The following is a 15,845-nucleotide window of genomic DNA, read 5'->3' as shown; positions in this document are numbered from 1 at the left end:
CCTGTCGGCGCCTCCTTCCACATAAATACACCGCACTCGAGAGGTATAACTTGCTGGACGCTTTGCTCCCCATCGTCCTGTTCGTGTTTGCCACCAGTATTACACCGGGGCCGAACAACCTGATGATCATGTCGTCCGGCCTGAACTTCGGCGTCAGCCGCTCAATGCCGCATTTTCTGGGTATCTGTATCGGCTACCCGGCGATGATTATCGCCATTGGCCTGGGGCTCGGAGCCCTGTTCAACCAGTTCCCGTTGCTGCATGAGATTATTCGCTGGGTGGGCATTGCCTACCTGCTCTATCTGGCATGGGTGATAGCCGCTACCCGGGAAGTGGGTTCGGCGGAAGGGAAGAAACCGTTTACGTTCCTGCAGGCGGTGGCATTTCAGTGGGTCAACCCGAAGGGCTGGATCATGGCCGTGGGAGCCCTTGCGGCATTCACCACACCAGATGGCACCATGCTGGTGGAAGCAGGACGCATCGCCCTCACCTTTATCCTGATTGGCGGGCCCTGCATTGTCGTGTGGCTGATGTTCGGCGTGGGCCTGAAGCAGCTGCTAAAAGACCCCCGCCACCTGCGGATCTTCAACATCACCATGGGACTGCTGCTGGCTGCCAGTGTGGTGACCATGATCCACTGACAGCCAGCAGCGGCGATCAGCGCTCGACCGCTTCCGCAGCCCGCCCCACTTCCAGCTCTACACGGAAGTTGCGCACCATCTGCTTCAGGAAAAGGCGCGGTGCCAGCTTGTAGAGATAGGCACCCAGCAGGGTCTTGTCCCAGGGGAATAGCCGCTCTTTGCCTTTCACCAGCGCATTGACGATCTTGCCAGCCATCCAGTCGGCGGAGCGCACCGGACCGATGGTGCTCTGGGCGTGTTTGGCGCGGCCGCCGTCACCGGAAAGCGCATTGGCGTCGATATTGGTGGCCACGAAGCTCGGGTACACCATCAACACCCGCACACCATCGTCACGAACCTCTTCGCGAAAGGTCTCGAAATACTGGTGCAGGGCACTCTTGGCGGCACAGTAGCCGGCGCGCCCCAGCACCGGCATCCAGCCGGCCATGGAACTGATATTCACCACGCACCCGCCGGCCGCGCGCAATTGCGGCAACAGCCCTTGCGCCAGTTCCACCGGAGCGTGATAGTCCACCGCCATCACCCGACGGATCACCGCATTGCTGGTCTGGGTCGACAGACTGCGATGGGTGATACCGGCATTGTTGACCAGCAAATCCACATGGTCGTAGAGGGCCCGCAAGCGCGCGCAAAGCTCGGCCACGGCCTCTTCACTGGACAGGTCGATCGCGAAGACGTCCGCATCGATATCCTGCTGCTCCAGTTCGCGGGCGCGCGCGGCCACTGCTTCACCGTTGACGTCCACCAGTGCAAATCGTACCGGCTCGCGGCCGGCCTGGGACTTGACCAGTGCCTGCACCAGCGCCCAGCCGAGGCCGCCGGCGGCCCCGGTCACCACAAATACTTTTTCCCGGTTCAATGCTTTCGCCACTACTTTGTTCATGCAGGCTGACCTCCCGGCACGGCCGAGTCTGCCTCGGTCACCCGAGCAGCGTGTGCGTCAACGGGGATGCCGAGCGCGTTGGAGGCAAAATACGCGAAGGCTTCCGCCGAAGTTTTCTTCGGCACGTAACCCAGCTCCTGCTTGAGACGAGTATTCAGCAGCACCGGCCGGTACTGCAGGAACATGACCTGAGCCGGGCGGACATTGCCCAGGTGCAGGCCGTAACTGATGCCGAGCAGGCCTTTCAGCAACCATACCGGGGGGCGGCGCAGCGGCTTGTTCAGCAGGCGCGCGATTTCCTGCGGGGTCAGGGCGCCATCACCGGCCAGGTTGTAAATACCGCTGGCATCGCGCACGACGCCGTATTCGATCGCACCGATGACATCCTGATCCCAGACAAACACAAACGGCGAGTTGTGACCGCCCGGGTCGAGGATACTTTTGCCGGAAAACAGCGCGCTGATTTTGGTTTTGGTCGCACCACCGATAATGGAGCAGGGGCGGAATATCAGCTGTCGCAGGGCCGGGTGGCGCTCGCGGTACTCCGCCAGCATCTCTTCCACCAGCCGCTTGTGGTCGGAATAGGCAAATTCCGGGTTGCCGCGCAAAGGGTCGTCTTCCTGCAGCCACGCCGGATTGTCCGCGTGATAGCCGTAGGCGGCACCGCTGCTGGTCAGGGTCAGGTGTTTGACCCCTGCCGCGACGCAGGAATCCAGCACATTGCGGGTTCCCTCCACATCAATCTGGTATTCCCGCGCGCGGTCGCGCCCGGGGGCAACCACCGATGCCAGGTGCACCACATGGGTGATGCGCTCCGCGCGCAGCAACTCTGTCAGCGCGGAATCGCAGATATCCATTTTGATGATCGGAAAGGCTGCTTCGCGCTGGACGATATCCACACCCACGACCGCCATCTGTTTCGCCAGCAGCTCCCCCAGCTGTTGACCTACGTAACCGGCAGCGCCGGTAATCAATACGCGTTTTTCGTTCATTGTTCTGCTCTTATGTTTGACTATTCGCGCGACTGCTTGCGATTACAGCGTCAGGCAGATTCCGCTTGCAGTGATTCCGCGCGCGCATCTCGGCGCTGCGTGAAATTCCAGTAACCGGCGAGGGAAAGCCCCGACACCAGGTGCCAGACACCCCAGAAGCCGGCAACCACCAGCATTTCCCCGGCACCGGGATAGAAGGTAAAGAGAATGGCGAGCGCGAGTCCGGAATTCTGGATGCCCACTTCCATGGTCACCGCGCGGCGATCTGCCACCGGCAGGCGCGCCGCGCGCCCACTGAGGTCGCCGATCAGGAAGGCCAGGGCGTTGTGGGCAATCACCAGCACCAGCACCGCGCCGGCTATCGAAAGCGCGGTTTCCCAGTGCTTGCTGAACGACACCACCACAAACAGCAGGAACACTCCCAGCGATGCGGTGCGGAAGAAGCGTTCGCTGTTCTGCGCAAACGCCGGGTAGCGGGCACCGATCACCATCCCCAGCAGCATGGGCACAGCCAAAACGGCCACCACCACCAGTACCATGTTTTCCGCCGGCAGGGAGATCGCCTGCAGAGCGTCGCGGGTATTGGGGTTGAGGTGACCATAGAAGGCAAAATTGAATGGCGTCATGACCACCGCCACCAGGCTGGAAACCGCGGTCATACTGACGGACGTCGCCACATTGGCGCGGCCTATCCAGGTCATGACATTGGAAAAGGTGCCACCCGGGCAGCAGGACACCAGAATCATCCCGAGCGCGAGGCCGGGACTGATATCCAGCAACCAGGTCACCAGACAGGTGATCGCCGGCAGCAAGAGAAACTGCGCGACCAGCCCGGTCACCGGGGCCACAGGACGCCGCAGGATGTTGGCAAAATCAGTGGTGCGGAGCCCCAGGGACACGCCGAACATCATGAAGGCCAACACGGCATTCAGGGCCAACAGGGCCACCGGCGACATCTGGAAACTTTCTATGGATACGGTTACGGCTGAATTCACGGAAACGTTACCGGTCTTGCGGCTTCCCGACCCGGTCGGGAAGCGCGTTTATCAGGGATTGGATGGGGCGGCCTCAGTTGGCCGCCTGCACCGCAGCGGCTGGAGCAGAGACAGTATCCCCGGCGCCGTAATCCTTGAGCAAGTCCCGAGTGTGACCGGCCATCGCTTCCAGGTAGGTGTCCTTGTGGACGTAATACGCCATGCGCTCCAGTTCCAGGTACTGCATGCCGCCGTCGGCCCGCGCCCCCGCCTTTTCGCGCTTGGTCGCTTTCAGCTGCTGGGCAGATTTCGCCCCTTTCGCCAGCTGCTGGATATACAGCGCCACCATTTCCGCCTGGCGGTTGCGCCCTTCCCAGCCGAGACCCGCCGCCTCTACCATGCCCATCAGGAACAGGTTGTCGTACTCCGGGTGGAACACGTTCAGGTACAGGCGCGGTGCAAAACCGGTCCAGTTAAGCTCCTCGCGGGCGATAAACGGATAGTGAAGCTTGTACCCGGTGGCCAGCAGGATCATGTCGTACTCGTGGCAGCTGCCGTCAACAAACGTGACCTTGCTTCCATCAATTTTCTCGATATCCTTGCGCGCCTTGATGTCGCCGTGACCGATATGGTGCAGGATCAGCGAGTTGATCACCGGGTGCGATTCGAACATCTTGTAGTCCGGCTTGGGCAGCCCGTACTGTTCCGGCTTGCCCAGCATCAGGCGCGAAATCGCTGCGCTGATGCGCTGCTGAATAGCGCGCGGCAGCTTGATTTTGCCGCCCAGGGCATCGGTTGCCTTGCCGCCGATGAACTTGGGCAGGAAGTAGTAACCGCGGCGCAGGCTGATATCAACGCTTTTCGCGCGGTGCGCGGCGTCGACGGCGATGTCGGCACCACTGTTGCCACAGCCCACCAGCAGCACCCGCTTGCCGTCGAAGATGGCCGGGTCGCGGTAATCGGCGGAGTGCAGCACTTCACCGGCAAAATCACCCGGCAGCTGCGGCTTGTTGGGGTGATGCAGGGTGCCGTTGGCGATCAGCAGGCCGCCGAACATACGGGTCTGCTCCTGGCCATTGCTGCGGGTAGTGATCTGCCAGTCGTCGCCGGCGCGCTCGCAGCTGACGACCTCGGTATTGAATTCGTAGTGGCGGTAAAGATCGAACTTCTCCGCATAATCGCGAAAGTACTGGCGCAGTTCGCTGTGGTGCGGGAAAAGGGCCACGTCGTCGCCCATGGGGAATTCCGCAAACTCGGTCATTCTCTTGGACGAGATCAGGTGCGCGGATTCGTACATGGTGCTGGTGGGACTGTCGATGTCCCAGAGGCCGCCCACATCGCTGTGGATTTCGAAGCCCACACAGGGGATGCCGTGCTTGACCAGGTTGCGCACACTGCAGAGGCCCATGGGGCCGGCGCCGATGACTGCATAGGGTTTCATTATTCTTCTCCCGAAATCTCACATCGCGGTCAATATAGCGTGACAACCCGGAAGGCTGTCGTCATAATCGGGCAGTCTCTGGTTAATTTCGGACAGCACTAGTGAACCCACCAGACAATAGAAGCGTCACACTAAGCTACACACGCGCAGTAATCAGTGGTTTGGAGCGCCTTCAGCTGGAACTCCCGCCTACTGCCAAATCTTTAATGACCCACATTAACGAGCAAGATCGTGTGCCGATGCGGGTGCAGGAAGATATCTGGCTGGCACTGCAGGAAGCCTATCCGGATCCCCTGCTGGGCGTGCGTCTTGGCCAGGCCATGCAGGGCAGCCAGATGGGACTCGTGGGCTACCTGCTGATGACCCAGAAAAACCTCGGCGCCGCCATCGAGCAGCTGCTGATTTACCACCCACTGCTCGGCGAGGGCGGCCAGTTCGAAATGCGCCGCAGCAGCTTTTACGTCGAACTCTGCTATCAGCCCAACTACCTGCGCTGTGCGCGGCTGCGGGTGGAAACCGTGCTGTCCATCTGCCTGGCGCAGGCGCGGGTAATGACCGGCAACGAATTCCAGCCCCAGAGCGTAATGCTGGCCTACCCTACGCCCTCCCTCGCCGTGCAGCAACAGTACCAGCATTTGCTGCAGGCACCGGTGCAGTTCAACAGCCCGGTGTCTGGCATCCGCATGCGCCCGCAGGATCTGGAGATTCCGCTGATGGCGGCAGACCGCCAGGTTATGGCACGCCTCAAACCCGAGGCCGACGCGCTGCTCAAGGCGCTCACCAGCAAGAGCCTGCAACTGCGCGTTGCCCACCTGCTGCAGCAGGAACCGCAACTGAGCCGCGAGCAGGTCGCCGCGCGGCTGTGCATCAGCCCGCGCCACCTGGGACGCAAGCTGCTGGAGGAAAACGCCAGCTTCCGCGCCATCCAGGATGAGGTACGCAGCCACTATGCCTGCCAGTGGCTGCGCGAAGGCGAAAAGACCAACGTGGATATTGCCGCGGCACTGGGCTACTGCGACGAGAGCGCATTCGGCAAGGCGTTCCGGCGCTGGACTGGCCTGTCACCCAAAGCCTTTAAAAGCGGCTGCAGAAACCCGGACTGAGCCCACCGCCACAAACGCCGGTGTCTACAGTTAAGGCATCGGCAAGTGAGTGGCACAAATCATGGATCCAATTCCTGTCGGCCTCGCCCCCGACAGCGGGCAGGCAACCGTACAACTGCTGCCGCAGATGCTGAGTCGTCACGGCCTGATCTGCGGCGCCACCGGTACCGGCAAGACCGTAACGCTCCGCTATCTGGTGGAGCAGCTCAACCAGCGTGGCATTGCAACTTTTGTCACGGATCTCAAGGGCGACCTCACGGGCCTGGCCGCCGCCGGTGGCAATAGCGCCAAAGTCAGCGAGCGCCTTGCGCGCTTCGGCCTCGATACCACTTACTACCACCCCTGCCCCGTCTCCCTGTGGGGCCCCGATGCGCTCCCCCTGCGCACAACGCCCTCCGAGCTCGGCCCCGAACTACTCGGGCAAATGCTCAGCCTTAATGACAACCAGCAGGGACTGATGCAACTGCTGTTTCACATCGCGGATCAACTGGGCCTGTTTTTGCTCGACTGGAAGGACCTGCTGGCGCTGATCAATTTTGCCGAAACCTATCGCAAATCGCTGCAGCCGGACTTTGGCACCATCTCCCCCGCCAGCCTCGGTGCGATCAAGCGAAAACTCCTTGCGCTGGAATCCCTGGGCGCAGACGCCCTGTTTGGCGAGCCGGCGCTCGATCTGAGCGACCTTGTGCGCGGTCAGCAGATTCACCTGCTGGATGCACACAACATGCAGCCCCACCTCTACGGCATCCTGCTGTTGTGGATACTGGCAGAACTCTATGAAAACCTGCCTGAGTCCGGCGACAGCGCCCTGAAGCTGGTACTGTTCTTTGACGAAGCCCACTTGCTGTTCGACGACCTGCCCAAAGCCCTGCGCGACCAGGTGGAACAGATCGTCAAGCTGATCCGCTCCCGCGGCGTCGGTGTGTTCTTCATTACACAAAACCCCATGGATATTCCCGAAGGCATCCTCGCGCAGCTCGGCAACCGGATTCAGCACGCGCTGCGTGCCTATACCCCCAGCGAACAGCAGGCGGTGAAAGCGGCGGCAAAAAGCTTCCGCGCCAACCCCAATCTTGATACCGCAACGGCCATCACCCAACTCGCCGTGGGCGAGGCACTGGTGTCCTGCCTGGATCGGGAGGGGGTGCCGGCAACGGTGGAGCGGGTGTTGATCCATCCGCCCGCATCGCGTCTTACCCCACTGGATGACAGCGAGCGGCGACAGCTGTTACAGGAAGACCCCCTCGCCCGCAAATACGCGCAAAGCGTAGATCGCGAATCCGCCTTCGAGCAGCTGCGCCAGCGGCGCGCGCACCTCGAAGAACAGGCCGGATCCACCCCGGATCGGCCACGCAAATCCGCAAGGACCGCGAGCACCCTGGAAAAATCACTCGGCCGGGCGGCCAGCAGTTTCGGGCGCCAGATTGGCAGGGAGTTGGTGCGGGGTCTATTGGGCGCCCTGAGCGGCGGCCGGCGCTGACGCCTGCTCGGCAAAGAACTGCTGAAGCCGGGGCAAAAGCGGGGCAAGTGACTTGTAGCGGGATTCACGTGGCGACATCCCCGCAACGGCCGACGCCAGCGCGCTCACAGCACCCTCTACCGAGAGAAGGTCGCTGAGCGGATTGATAGTGACGCGAATGGTAAACGCTACTGCACCTGTCTCCGGCAGGCGTCGCAATGACTGGCGCTCGACGCGCAGATACAGGCGATCGCCGGGCTCGCTGCCCCCGCCCCGCTGCAAAAGCTCTGGCGAGTCCACCACAGACCAGTTGCCACGCCACACCGGATACTCCGGCCGCAGGTGATCAAAGAAGCGCCCCATCTGTGCGGCAAGCTGTTCCTTAAAGCCCGGTACCGGTTTGTGGATCTGGTTCAGTGGCCGCCCAATCTTGTCTTCCAGCTTCCAGTAGCTCGGCGCCGCCAGGGAAGCGGCAGCCAGTTCATAGCCGTGCGCGCCAGGCAGCAGGAGGCATATGTCATCGGCCACCCACAGGCTCGCATCCCACAGGGGTTCGGCGGCGGCAACCGCCAGCGGCCAGTGCAGAGAATGCCCTGCCCCGCGCCAGACCAGCCGCTCAGCTTCACGGTGATAGGCCCGGTGATCGCCCAGCAGGTGGCCGAGCAGCGTGGATGCCAGCTCCCGCTGCGCAGGCAGGGAGCGCGGCTCAGACGCAAATACGCCCTGCTGCAGCCGGCGACGGGCACAGAGTTTGTTGTGCTGGTAGTTGGGGAGTTGCGGGCAGGGCTGAATCCAATCGCGACCACTCAGGCGATTGAGCCCCATATGGACGATCTGCGGCGCATATACAAACGGCAGGTACAAGGGGCCGGGCGGCTGCGCATAGCGCCGGGCCGACCCAGCCACCGTCTGGGCAGAGCCCGCGAATTCCCGATTCACCGGCTCCGCCATCTCAAGGGTCAGCGCGCTGCGGTAGTGTCAGCCAGGGCAAGCGCACTGTTCAGTGCAGCCAGGTCTTCCACCCACACGACCTGCGCAGCGCCGGCCGGGGCGCCGACGTAGCGACCCACCGCCTGTGCAATCTGTTCGATATCGCTGCTTTGTCCGGCAACGGCATCCAGCGGCAGTGCAATCCACGCCTGGCCGTTTTGATCGATCACTTGCTTGCCCTGTGCCGGGTCAACGGCAGTCAGGTGGCGATCAATCGCGGATGAACCGCCGGACGGCAGGTAAATGGTGCCATTGGTAAAGTCCACCGCGAACGCCACGATGCCGGGCAGAATGCCGAACAACAGTGCGGCGCCATCGAGGATCACCACGACCGGGTCAACCCGTCCGCCGGACTGACCTTTGCGCTCCGGGTACAGGAAGTAACCACAGGCCGTGAGGTTCAGGGCCAGGGTCAACAGGCAGGTGGCGGCAACGCCGCGCTTTACGGATTTCTTCATGGGAAAATCTCAGACAGTAATTGTTCGGGTGATTTTTCTCACCGGTCACGTTCAGCAACAGCACCTGTACACCGAATAACCGGCCACTTCAGGGGCCCACTTGCCCCCCGAAGCCTAACCGGCCCAAGAATACCCGAAGAGCCGGCCGGCATTAAAGTGGCGTGTAATGTAACGTTGGCGAACTTTGTGCGCCAGGTCGCAGGCACTGGCGCACTCCGTCGCTATTCTCACTGACTCATGCCGAATTGGCACCCATTTACAGGTTTCAAACCGAGTTCTGCCACGGAGATCCACCATGTCCGCGATATTACGCGCCCTGAGCCGCCTGCTGATCCTGAGCCAGGTCGCACTCATTGCCGCCTGCGCCGCACCGGGCCAGACCCGCGATGAACAGCGCCAGCACATTCAGCAAACCGAACGGCAGGTGCTCAACGAGCTCTACCAACTCAAGCCGGATCTGCGCGGCGACGTCGCCCGGGCGCCCGGCTATGCAGTGTTCAGCAACGTCAACGTGAACCTGCTGCTGGCAAGTGCGTCCACCGGCTACGGTGTAGCCGTTAGCAACAGCGGCGAACGTACCTACATGAAAATGGGCGAAGTCGGCGTTGGCCTCGGCCTCGGGGTGAAAGACTTCCGCGCGCTGTTTGTGTTCGATTCCCCCGCGGTGATGAATCGCTTTGTCAATTCAGGCTGGTCTTTTGGCGGCCATGCGGATGCAGCGGCAAAGGCACAGGAAAAAGGCGTGGCAGTTGGGGGCGAAGTCGTGATGGATGGCATGCGCGTGTACCAGCTGACAGAAAGCGGCATTGCCCTGCAGGCCACACTCAAGGGCACCAAATACTGGAAAGACGGCGAGCTCAATTTCGACTGAGGAAACGGCGAAAGTCGGCATGCACACAAGTTAACCGATTGCACGCCAACTTTTCCCGGCCTGCAACATTCGCCGAGCACGGTGCCTAAACTTTAAACAGCACCTGCTGAGGTATGTCAGGGAGCAGTACTACGTTTCTGATGGGGGCACCGGAATATCGCACCCGCGCAACAACCAGGGCAGTGAGCAGTCGTCACTGGTCGACGCCAGAAATTTCAAGGAGCAGTAGTCTCAGCAGGTGCAGCCAGGGAATGGCAGGGGCACGGTATTCGCGAGAATACCGTGCCTTTTTATTTTAGCTCCGCGATAATTAACAAGATTTTATGCTCGCAAACAGCGCTGCCACAGCGCTTTGCCCCAAGCTACACTGGGGTACCCTGAATTTCCGTCCCAATTCTGTATCCTCCTGACAAAACAAAAGCGGAGCATCAGCATGCATATCAGCAGCGCTTTCGACAGCGGCAACATCAAAGTCATCGACGCCCACAGCGACCCGATCCAGTTGGCTATCCGACTCGATAACCAGTCGGATTTTTACCAGTGGTTCCACTTTCGCCTCGACGGAAAGATTGGCAACAATTATGCGATGAGCATCGTCAATGCCGGTAAGGCCGCCTATCCCGAAGGCTGGGAGAACTATCAGGTATGTGCGTCTTACGACCGCCATAACTGGTTCCGCATCGACGCAAAGTACGATGGCAACACGCTCGACTTCAGCATCGACCTGGACCAGCCTTCGGTCTACCTCGCCTACTTCGCCCCCTACTCGTGGGAGCGGCACCTGGATCTGCTGGCGTGGGCCCAGTCCGATGAACGGGTGAACTCCGAAACCCTCGGCCAGACACTCGATGGCCGCGACATGACCCTGCTCACTGTTGGCGATGCCAACAAGGCAAAAAACAAGGTCTGGATGATTGCTCGCCAACACCCCGGCGAGACCATGGCAGAATGGTTTGTCGAGGGATTCCTCGAGGCCCTGCTGGATGAATCCAACCCCGGTGCCCGCAGCCTGCTGGAAGACACGGTCTTTTATGTAGTGCCGAATATGAATCCCGACGGCAGCGTACGCGGTCACCTGCGCACCAATGCCGCCGGCGCCAACCTGAATCGCGAGTGGCAAAACCCGAGTATGGATCGCAGCCCGGAAGTCTATCTGGTACGGGAAAAAATGCTGGCAACCGGTGGCGATATCTTCCTCGACATCCACGGCGATGAGGCACTGCCCTTCAACTTTGTTGCCGCCTGTGAAGGCATTCCGGGTTACGACGAGCGCCACGCAGCACTGGAAAACGTGTTCAAACAGGCCTTCGAAGCCATCAGTCCGGACTTCCAGACCGAAAAAGGCTACCCACTGGACAAACCGGGCGAGGCCAACATGACCGTGGGTACCAATTGGTGTGGCCACCAGTTCCGCACACTGGCGCTTACCCTGGAAATGCCTTTCAAAGACAACGACAACCTGCCCGACCCGGTAGAAGGCTGGTCGCCGGCTCGCTGTCGACAGCTGGCCTACGACATTGTGCACCCTATCCGCACAACGCTGGCATTCATGGCAAAAAACTGAGTATTCCCAATTCACCCACTTTTATTTCATTGACGTGAACAGGAAGTAACATGATAACAATCAAAAATCGGGGGGCTGGACTGCTGAAGAGCCTGCTCGCTGCGGGTATTGCCGCAGCGGTTTTCGGATGCAGCCAGAAGGAACCGACAACCTCCAGTGACGCCGCTGCGCCCGCGCAGGCAACACAGTCACAAGCGGCAGCTGCGGCCGGCGAAGCCCCCGCAGCGCCGACCATCAGCGGTGCCGAAAAAGCCGAAATCGCGGCGATGGCACAGGACCTGCACAAACACATCGCGGTACTCGCATCTGACGAGTATGAGGGTCGCGCGCCGGCCACCAAAGGCGAAGAGCTGACCGTAAACTACCTGGCCGAGCAGTTCGGCCAATACGGACTGGAACCGGGCGCCAAAGATGCAGAAGGCAAACCCAGCTGGTTCCAGCAGGTACCGGTAGTGGAGATGCAAATCGAAAGCACCCCACTGGAAATCACCGGGGAAGTCGACGGCAAAGCCTACACCCAGACCCTGCAGCCACTGTCCGACATGGTCGCGTTCAGCCAGCGCCAGGTACCTCAGAGCCAGCTGGAAAACAGCGAGCTGGTCTTTGTCGGCTACGGCATAGTCGCCCCGGAAAACAACTGGAACGACTACGCAGGCCTGGATATGACCGGCAAAACGGCGGTGATCCTGGTCAACGACCCAGGTTACGCCACGCAGGATAAAGCCCTGTTTAATGGCAACGCCATGACCTACTACGGCCGCTGGAGCTACAAGTTCGAAGAGGCCGCGCGCCAGGGCGCAGAAGGCGCAATCATCATTCACGAAACCGGTGCCGCGGGTTACCCCTGGGAAGTGGTCAGTGGCAGCTGGTCCGGCGCACAGATCAGCCTCGCCGCTGACGACAAAAATGCCGGCCGTGTCGCCGTTGAATCCTGGATCACCGGCGACGCAGCCAAAGACCTGTTCAAGGCTGCGGGCCTGGATCTGCAACAGGAAATGGACGCCGCAAAACAGCGCGGATTCAAACCCAAGCCCCTGAACCTCAACGCCAGCGTGGCCCTGAAAAGCGAGGTACGCACCTCCAGCTCGCGCAACGTCGTGGCCAAACTGCCGGGCAGCAAACACCCGGATGAGGCCATCATCTACACCGCGCACTGGGATCACCTGGGTATCAATGATCACGCCAGCGGTGAAGACCATGTCTTCAACGGTGCCGTGGATAACGCAACCGGGACTGCCGGCCTGCTGGCCATGGCCCGCCAAGTTGCGCAGCTGCCGCAGCGTCCCGAGCGCTCCCTCGTCTTTGTTGCGGTAACCGCGGAGGAGTCGGGCCTGCTCGGCTCCAAGTACTACGCGGAAAACCCGGTAGTGCCGCTTGAAAAAACCGTGGCCGGAATCAACTTCGACGCCATGGGCGTGCTCGGGCCAATGCGCGATGTCATCGTGATGGGCTACGGCAACAGCGAACTGGAAAAAGTGCTGGAGAAGGCCGCGGAGAAACAGGGCCGCTACCTGGCTCCGGAAGATCATCCGGAACGCGGCTACTTCTATCGCTCGGATCATTTCAGCCTCGCCAAAAAAGGCGTGCCAATGCTCTACTTTGATTCCGGCACCGACAGTTTCGAACACGGTCGCGCCTGGGCGCAGGAAAAAGGGGATGAGTACACCGCTCACGCCTACCACAAGCCAGGCGATGAATACGACCCGCAGTGGAACCTGGAAGGCGCGGCGATGGATCTGGCGCTGGGCCTGGAAATCGGCCTGGAGCTGGCTAACAGCCGCCACTGGCCAAACTGGTATAAAGGCAACGAGTTCCGCGCAATTCGGGACGAAAGTGCCGACACCAGAAAATAATCTGGTTCAAAGATAAAAAGGGCGCCTCTGCCGGGCGCCCTTTTTTAATTTACCTGCCAACATTTTTCAGCCAAGCGCTTACCTTTCCTCCTTGCGCTCAGGGACATCACGCTCGCTTTTAACCACGAGGCCGCTACCGCGCCCATCGGCGAGCTTTTCCCTCTTTGCCACCAGCCAATAGGTCACACCCAGCGCCAACACAACGGAAGCTATGGCAAAGATGTAATCCGGCCCGGTATCGGCGAGATCCATCACAATGACCTTGCGCGCAATGGCCATCAGCGCAGTGGCAACCACCAGTTGCACCGGTATTATGTTCGAGCCGAGGTACAGCCGGATATTGATAAAGATTTCGATCGAAATCAGCACCAGCATAAAGGCACCAAATACATCGAACAGGTCACTGTAATCCAACAGCAGGATCGGCGGCGTGGTGAGGCGCTCGTAAAGCACCAAAACCACACCAGCCACACTCCAGATGATTACCAGCGCCATGATGACGGCCAGCAGACGAATGGCATTACGGATTACCGAATGCAACACCCGGATCAGAGGATCTTCGTGCTCTGCCGGCAACTCCTCGTGGATCAATGTAGACCTGTGGTCGTGTTCAGTCATGCGCGGTGCACTTGTCGGGTTTCCCTATTTATAGCGCAAAACACGATCCAGCCACCTCGAAAGCACCGAGAACACCTCTCGCCGCGCATTCCCCTACACGCTGTGTCAGGACATAAAATTCCGGCATAAAAAAACCCGCTGCCAGCAGCGGGTTTTTCAAAGGCGTCGTAGTTCTCGCTATCAGGCGCTAACTTCAGCCTCAACTTTTTTCAGCTCTTCATCGCGCAGCTCACGACGCAGAATCTTGCCGACATTGGTCTTCGGCAGGTCATCGCGGAACTCGATGTTTTTCGGCACCTTGTACGCGGTCATGTTTTCGCGGCAGTAGGCGATCACGTCTTCTGCTGTCAGGGACGGATCCGCCTTGACCACAAACAGCTTGACCGTTTCACCGCTGCGCTCATTGGGAATGCCAATGGCCGCCGCTTCGGTTACCTTCGGATGAGCACTGACAATGTCTTCGATCTCATTCGGGTACACGTTGAATCCGGACACAATGATCATGTCTTTCTTGCGATCAACGATTTTGATGTACCCATCATCCTGGATCACCGCCATATCGCCGGTTTTCAGCCAGCCCTCAGAATCGATGGTATCTGCCGTAGCTTCCGGGCGCTCCCAGTAGCCTTTCATCACCTGGGGTCCGCGAACGCAAAGCTCACCGGGTGAATTGTTCGGCAGGTCATTGCCATTTTCATCCATTACCTTCACTTCGGTCCCCGGCACCGGTAAACCGACAGTACCCAGCTGGATCGCATCGGCCGGGTTGAAGGAAACGACCGGTGAGGTCTCGGTCATACCGTAGCCCTCAATCACCACGCAGCCGGTCATTTCTTCCCAGCGCTTGGCGGTATCACGGGTCAGTGCCATGCCACCGGAGCAGGTGGTATGCAGCTTGCTGAAATCCAGCTGAGCAAAGTCGGAATCGCGCATCAGGCCGTTGAACAGCGTATTCAGGCCCACAAAACCAGTAAACCGTTTGCCCTTCAAGGTTTTTACGAAACCCGGAATATCGCGCGGGTTCGGAATCAGCAGTGAATGGTTGCCCGTTGTGAGCAGACACATGCAATGAATGGTAAACGCGTAAATATGGTACAGCGGCAGCGGGGAAACATAGAACTCCTCGCCCTCTTTCATGGAGTCGCCGAGTGCTTCGCGCACCTGCTCCATGTTCGCCACCAGGTTGCGGTTGGTGAGCATCGCGCCTTTCGCTACACCAGTGGTTCCACCGGTGTACTGCAGTACCGCAATATCCTCCGGCGCGCGCTGTACATCCTCGTGCGGCAGCTTCGCTCCTGTCGCGATCGCGTCAGTGAAACGCACGCGATTGGCAAAACTGAATTCCGGCACCATTTTCTTGATGTATTTGGCCACGCTGTTGATCAGCAGGCGCTTGATCGGCGGGTGCAGGTCGGCAATTTCAGTGACGATCACCTGCTCTACGCCGGTCTCCGGAACCACTGCAGCCGCCGTATCAGCAATATTCGCGACAACCACCAGCGCCTTGGCGCCGGAATCATTCAGCTGATGCTTGAGTTCGCGCTGGGTATACAGCGGGTTGGTATTGACCACGACCAGGCCAGCGCGCAATGCACCAAACACAACCACAGGGTATTGCAGAACATTCGGCAGTTGCACCGCAATGCGGTCGCCGGGCTTCAAACTGGTATTGTTTTGCAGGTAGGAAGCAAAGTTGGCGCTCAGGCGGTCAATATCGCCAATGGTCAGAGTGTGCCCCAGACAGGTAAATGCCGGACGGTCAGCGTATTTCGCCGATGCGGTCGAAAACACGTCAAGGATACTGCGGTCGATGTCCAACTTCTTTCTCCCAATGCTGTTGTTTTTGTGGTGGTGAATTGAGCCACTCCCATCGCCCGCCTCACCGGCGCCACCAGAATGAAAACTGGGTCACCGCGGACGCATAAGTCTCCCTCATAGCATTCAAACTCTCAGGGGAACTCACAGACTGGGATTGATCTCGATATTCTCCATGTCCGT

Annotated in this window: 14 protein-coding genes; 6 read left to right on the top strand and 8 right to left on the bottom strand. The window is 59.9% G+C overall.

The window, feature by feature from the left end; translation table 11 throughout:
• Positions 1 to 50 precede the first annotated feature (50 nt).
• Entirely contained in the window at positions 51 to 641 is a 591-nt protein-coding gene (locus ACNKU7_RS13120) for a LysE family translocator (protein ID WP_418297439.1), read from the top strand.
• Positions 642 to 657: 16 nt separating this feature from the next.
• Here ACNKU7_RS13120 and ACNKU7_RS13115 read toward each other — a convergent pair whose 3' ends face one another.
• From ACNKU7_RS13115 to ACNKU7_RS13100, 4 genes are all read right to left on the bottom strand, one after another.
• Positions 658 to 1,524, bottom strand: a complete 867-nt coding sequence (locus tag ACNKU7_RS13115) for an SDR family NAD(P)-dependent oxidoreductase (RefSeq protein ID WP_418297438.1) — start codon at positions 1,522 to 1,524, stop codon at positions 658 to 660.
• Positions 1,521 to 2,516 carry an SDR family oxidoreductase gene (locus ACNKU7_RS13110; protein WP_418297437.1) on the bottom strand — a complete coding sequence of 332 codons (996 nt, stop codon included), beginning with the start codon at positions 2,514 to 2,516 and terminating at the stop codon, positions 1,521 to 1,523. Before ACNKU7_RS13110 ends, ACNKU7_RS13115 begins: the two co-directional genes overlap by 4 nt.
• A 50-nt stretch (positions 2,517 to 2,566) precedes the next feature.
• Complete coding sequence (locus tag ACNKU7_RS13105) at positions 2,567 to 3,511, bottom strand: bile acid:sodium symporter family protein (RefSeq protein ID WP_418297436.1); 945 nt, start codon at positions 3,509 to 3,511, stop codon at positions 2,567 to 2,569.
• Between the two features lie 73 nt (positions 3,512 to 3,584).
• Entirely contained in the window at positions 3,585 to 4,931 is a 1,347-nt protein-coding gene (locus ACNKU7_RS13100; RefSeq protein ID WP_418297435.1) for a flavin-containing monooxygenase, read from the bottom strand.
• A gap of 206 nt (positions 4,932 to 5,137) precedes the next feature.
• Here ACNKU7_RS13100 and ACNKU7_RS13095 point away from each other — a divergent pair, with 206 nt between their 5' ends.
• Positions 5,138 to 6,034: an AraC family transcriptional regulator gene (locus tag ACNKU7_RS13095; RefSeq protein ID WP_418297434.1), complete on the top strand. Its 897-nt coding sequence runs from the start codon at positions 5,138 to 5,140 to the stop codon at positions 6,032 to 6,034.
• Positions 6,035 to 6,095: 61 nt separating this feature from the next.
• Positions 6,096 to 7,514, top strand: coding sequence for a helicase HerA-like domain-containing protein (locus tag ACNKU7_RS13090; protein WP_418297433.1), 1,419 nt, complete (start codon positions 6,096 to 6,098; stop codon positions 7,512 to 7,514).
• Here ACNKU7_RS13090 and ACNKU7_RS13085 read toward each other — a convergent pair.
• Both ACNKU7_RS13085 and ACNKU7_RS13080 read right to left on the bottom strand, forming a co-directional pair.
• Complete coding sequence (locus ACNKU7_RS13085) at positions 7,482 to 8,432, bottom strand: heme-dependent oxidative N-demethylase family protein (RefSeq protein ID WP_418297432.1); 951 nt, start codon at positions 8,430 to 8,432, stop codon at positions 7,482 to 7,484. The two genes, ACNKU7_RS13090 and ACNKU7_RS13085, sit on opposite strands and share 33 nt — an antisense overlap.
• A gap of 20 nt (positions 8,433 to 8,452) precedes the next feature.
• Positions 8,453 to 8,941, bottom strand: a complete 489-nt coding sequence (locus ACNKU7_RS13080; protein ID WP_418297431.1) for a hypothetical protein — start codon at positions 8,939 to 8,941, stop codon at positions 8,453 to 8,455.
• 295 nt (positions 8,942 to 9,236) lie between these two features.
• On the opposite strand from ACNKU7_RS13080, the gene ACNKU7_RS13075 reads away from it, so the two are divergent.
• The 3 genes from ACNKU7_RS13075 (at position 9,237) to ACNKU7_RS13065 (ending at position 13,229) form a co-directional block, all read left to right on the top strand.
• On the top strand, positions 9,237 to 9,812 hold the full coding sequence (locus ACNKU7_RS13075) for a lipid-binding SYLF domain-containing protein (RefSeq protein ID WP_418297430.1): 576 nt from the start codon (positions 9,237 to 9,239) through the stop codon (positions 9,810 to 9,812).
• Between the two features lie 433 nt (positions 9,813 to 10,245).
• The gene (locus ACNKU7_RS13070) at positions 10,246 to 11,376 is read left to right on the top strand and encodes a M14 family metallopeptidase (RefSeq protein WP_418297429.1); all 1,131 of its coding nucleotides are present in this window, start codon (positions 10,246 to 10,248) and stop codon (positions 11,374 to 11,376) included.
• A gap of 50 nt (positions 11,377 to 11,426) precedes the next feature.
• Positions 11,427 to 13,229 (top strand): M28 family metallopeptidase, encoded by a 1,803-nt coding sequence (locus ACNKU7_RS13065; protein ID WP_418297428.1) that lies wholly within the window; start codon positions 11,427 to 11,429, stop codon positions 13,227 to 13,229.
• Between the two features lie 78 nt (positions 13,230 to 13,307).
• Here the strand turns inward: ACNKU7_RS13065 and ACNKU7_RS13060 are convergent, their stop codons facing one another.
• Together ACNKU7_RS13060 and ACNKU7_RS13055 are read right to left on the bottom strand one after the other, a co-directional pair.
• The gene (locus ACNKU7_RS13060) at positions 13,308 to 13,847 is read right to left on the bottom strand and encodes a phosphate-starvation-inducible PsiE family protein (protein ID WP_418297427.1); all 540 of its coding nucleotides are present in this window, start codon (positions 13,845 to 13,847) and stop codon (positions 13,308 to 13,310) included.
• Positions 13,848 to 14,027: 180 nt separating this feature from the next.
• Positions 14,028 to 15,665, bottom strand: coding sequence for an AMP-binding protein (locus tag ACNKU7_RS13055; RefSeq protein ID WP_418297426.1), 1,638 nt, complete (start codon positions 15,663 to 15,665; stop codon positions 14,028 to 14,030).
• Positions 15,666 to 15,845 lie beyond the last annotated feature (180 nt).

Source organism: Microbulbifer weihaiensis (assembly GCF_048323715.1).
Classification (GTDB): Bacteria; Pseudomonadota; Gammaproteobacteria; order Pseudomonadales; family Cellvibrionaceae; genus Microbulbifer.
Note: the sequence above shows the minus strand (reverse complement) of the source record. Positions and strands in the feature narration are given on the sequence as shown.

What these genes read in the sequence shown, in the direction of transcription:
- ACNKU7_RS13115 (WP_418297438.1), bottom strand. Translation starts at nt 1,524, where the DNA reads ATGAACAAAGTAGTGGCGAAAGCATTGAACCGGGAAAAAGTATTTGTG.
- ACNKU7_RS13110 (WP_418297437.1), bottom strand. Translation starts at nt 2,516, where the DNA reads ATGAACGAAAAACGCGTATTGATTACCGGCGCTGCCGGTTACGTAGGT.
- ACNKU7_RS13100 (WP_418297435.1), bottom strand. Translation starts at nt 4,931, where the DNA reads ATGAAACCCTATGCAGTCATCGGCGCCGGCCCCATGGGCCTCTGCAGT.
- ACNKU7_RS13095 (WP_418297434.1), top strand. Translation starts at nt 5,138, where the DNA reads ATGACCCACATTAACGAGCAAGATCGTGTGCCGATGCGGGTGCAGGAA.
- ACNKU7_RS13090 (WP_418297433.1), top strand. Translation starts at nt 6,096, where the DNA reads ATGGATCCAATTCCTGTCGGCCTCGCCCCCGACAGCGGGCAGGCAACC.
- ACNKU7_RS13080 (WP_418297431.1), bottom strand. Translation starts at nt 8,941, where the DNA reads ATGAAGAAATCCGTAAAGCGCGGCGTTGCCGCCACCTGCCTGTTGACC.
- ACNKU7_RS13075 (WP_418297430.1), top strand. Translation starts at nt 9,237, where the DNA reads ATGTCCGCGATATTACGCGCCCTGAGCCGCCTGCTGATCCTGAGCCAG.
- ACNKU7_RS13070 (WP_418297429.1), top strand. Translation starts at nt 10,246, where the DNA reads ATGCATATCAGCAGCGCTTTCGACAGCGGCAACATCAAAGTCATCGAC.
- ACNKU7_RS13065 (WP_418297428.1), top strand. Translation starts at nt 11,427, where the DNA reads ATGATAACAATCAAAAATCGGGGGGCTGGACTGCTGAAGAGCCTGCTC.
- ACNKU7_RS13060 (WP_418297427.1), bottom strand. Translation starts at nt 13,847, where the DNA reads ATGACTGAACACGACCACAGGTCTACATTGATCCACGAGGAGTTGCCG.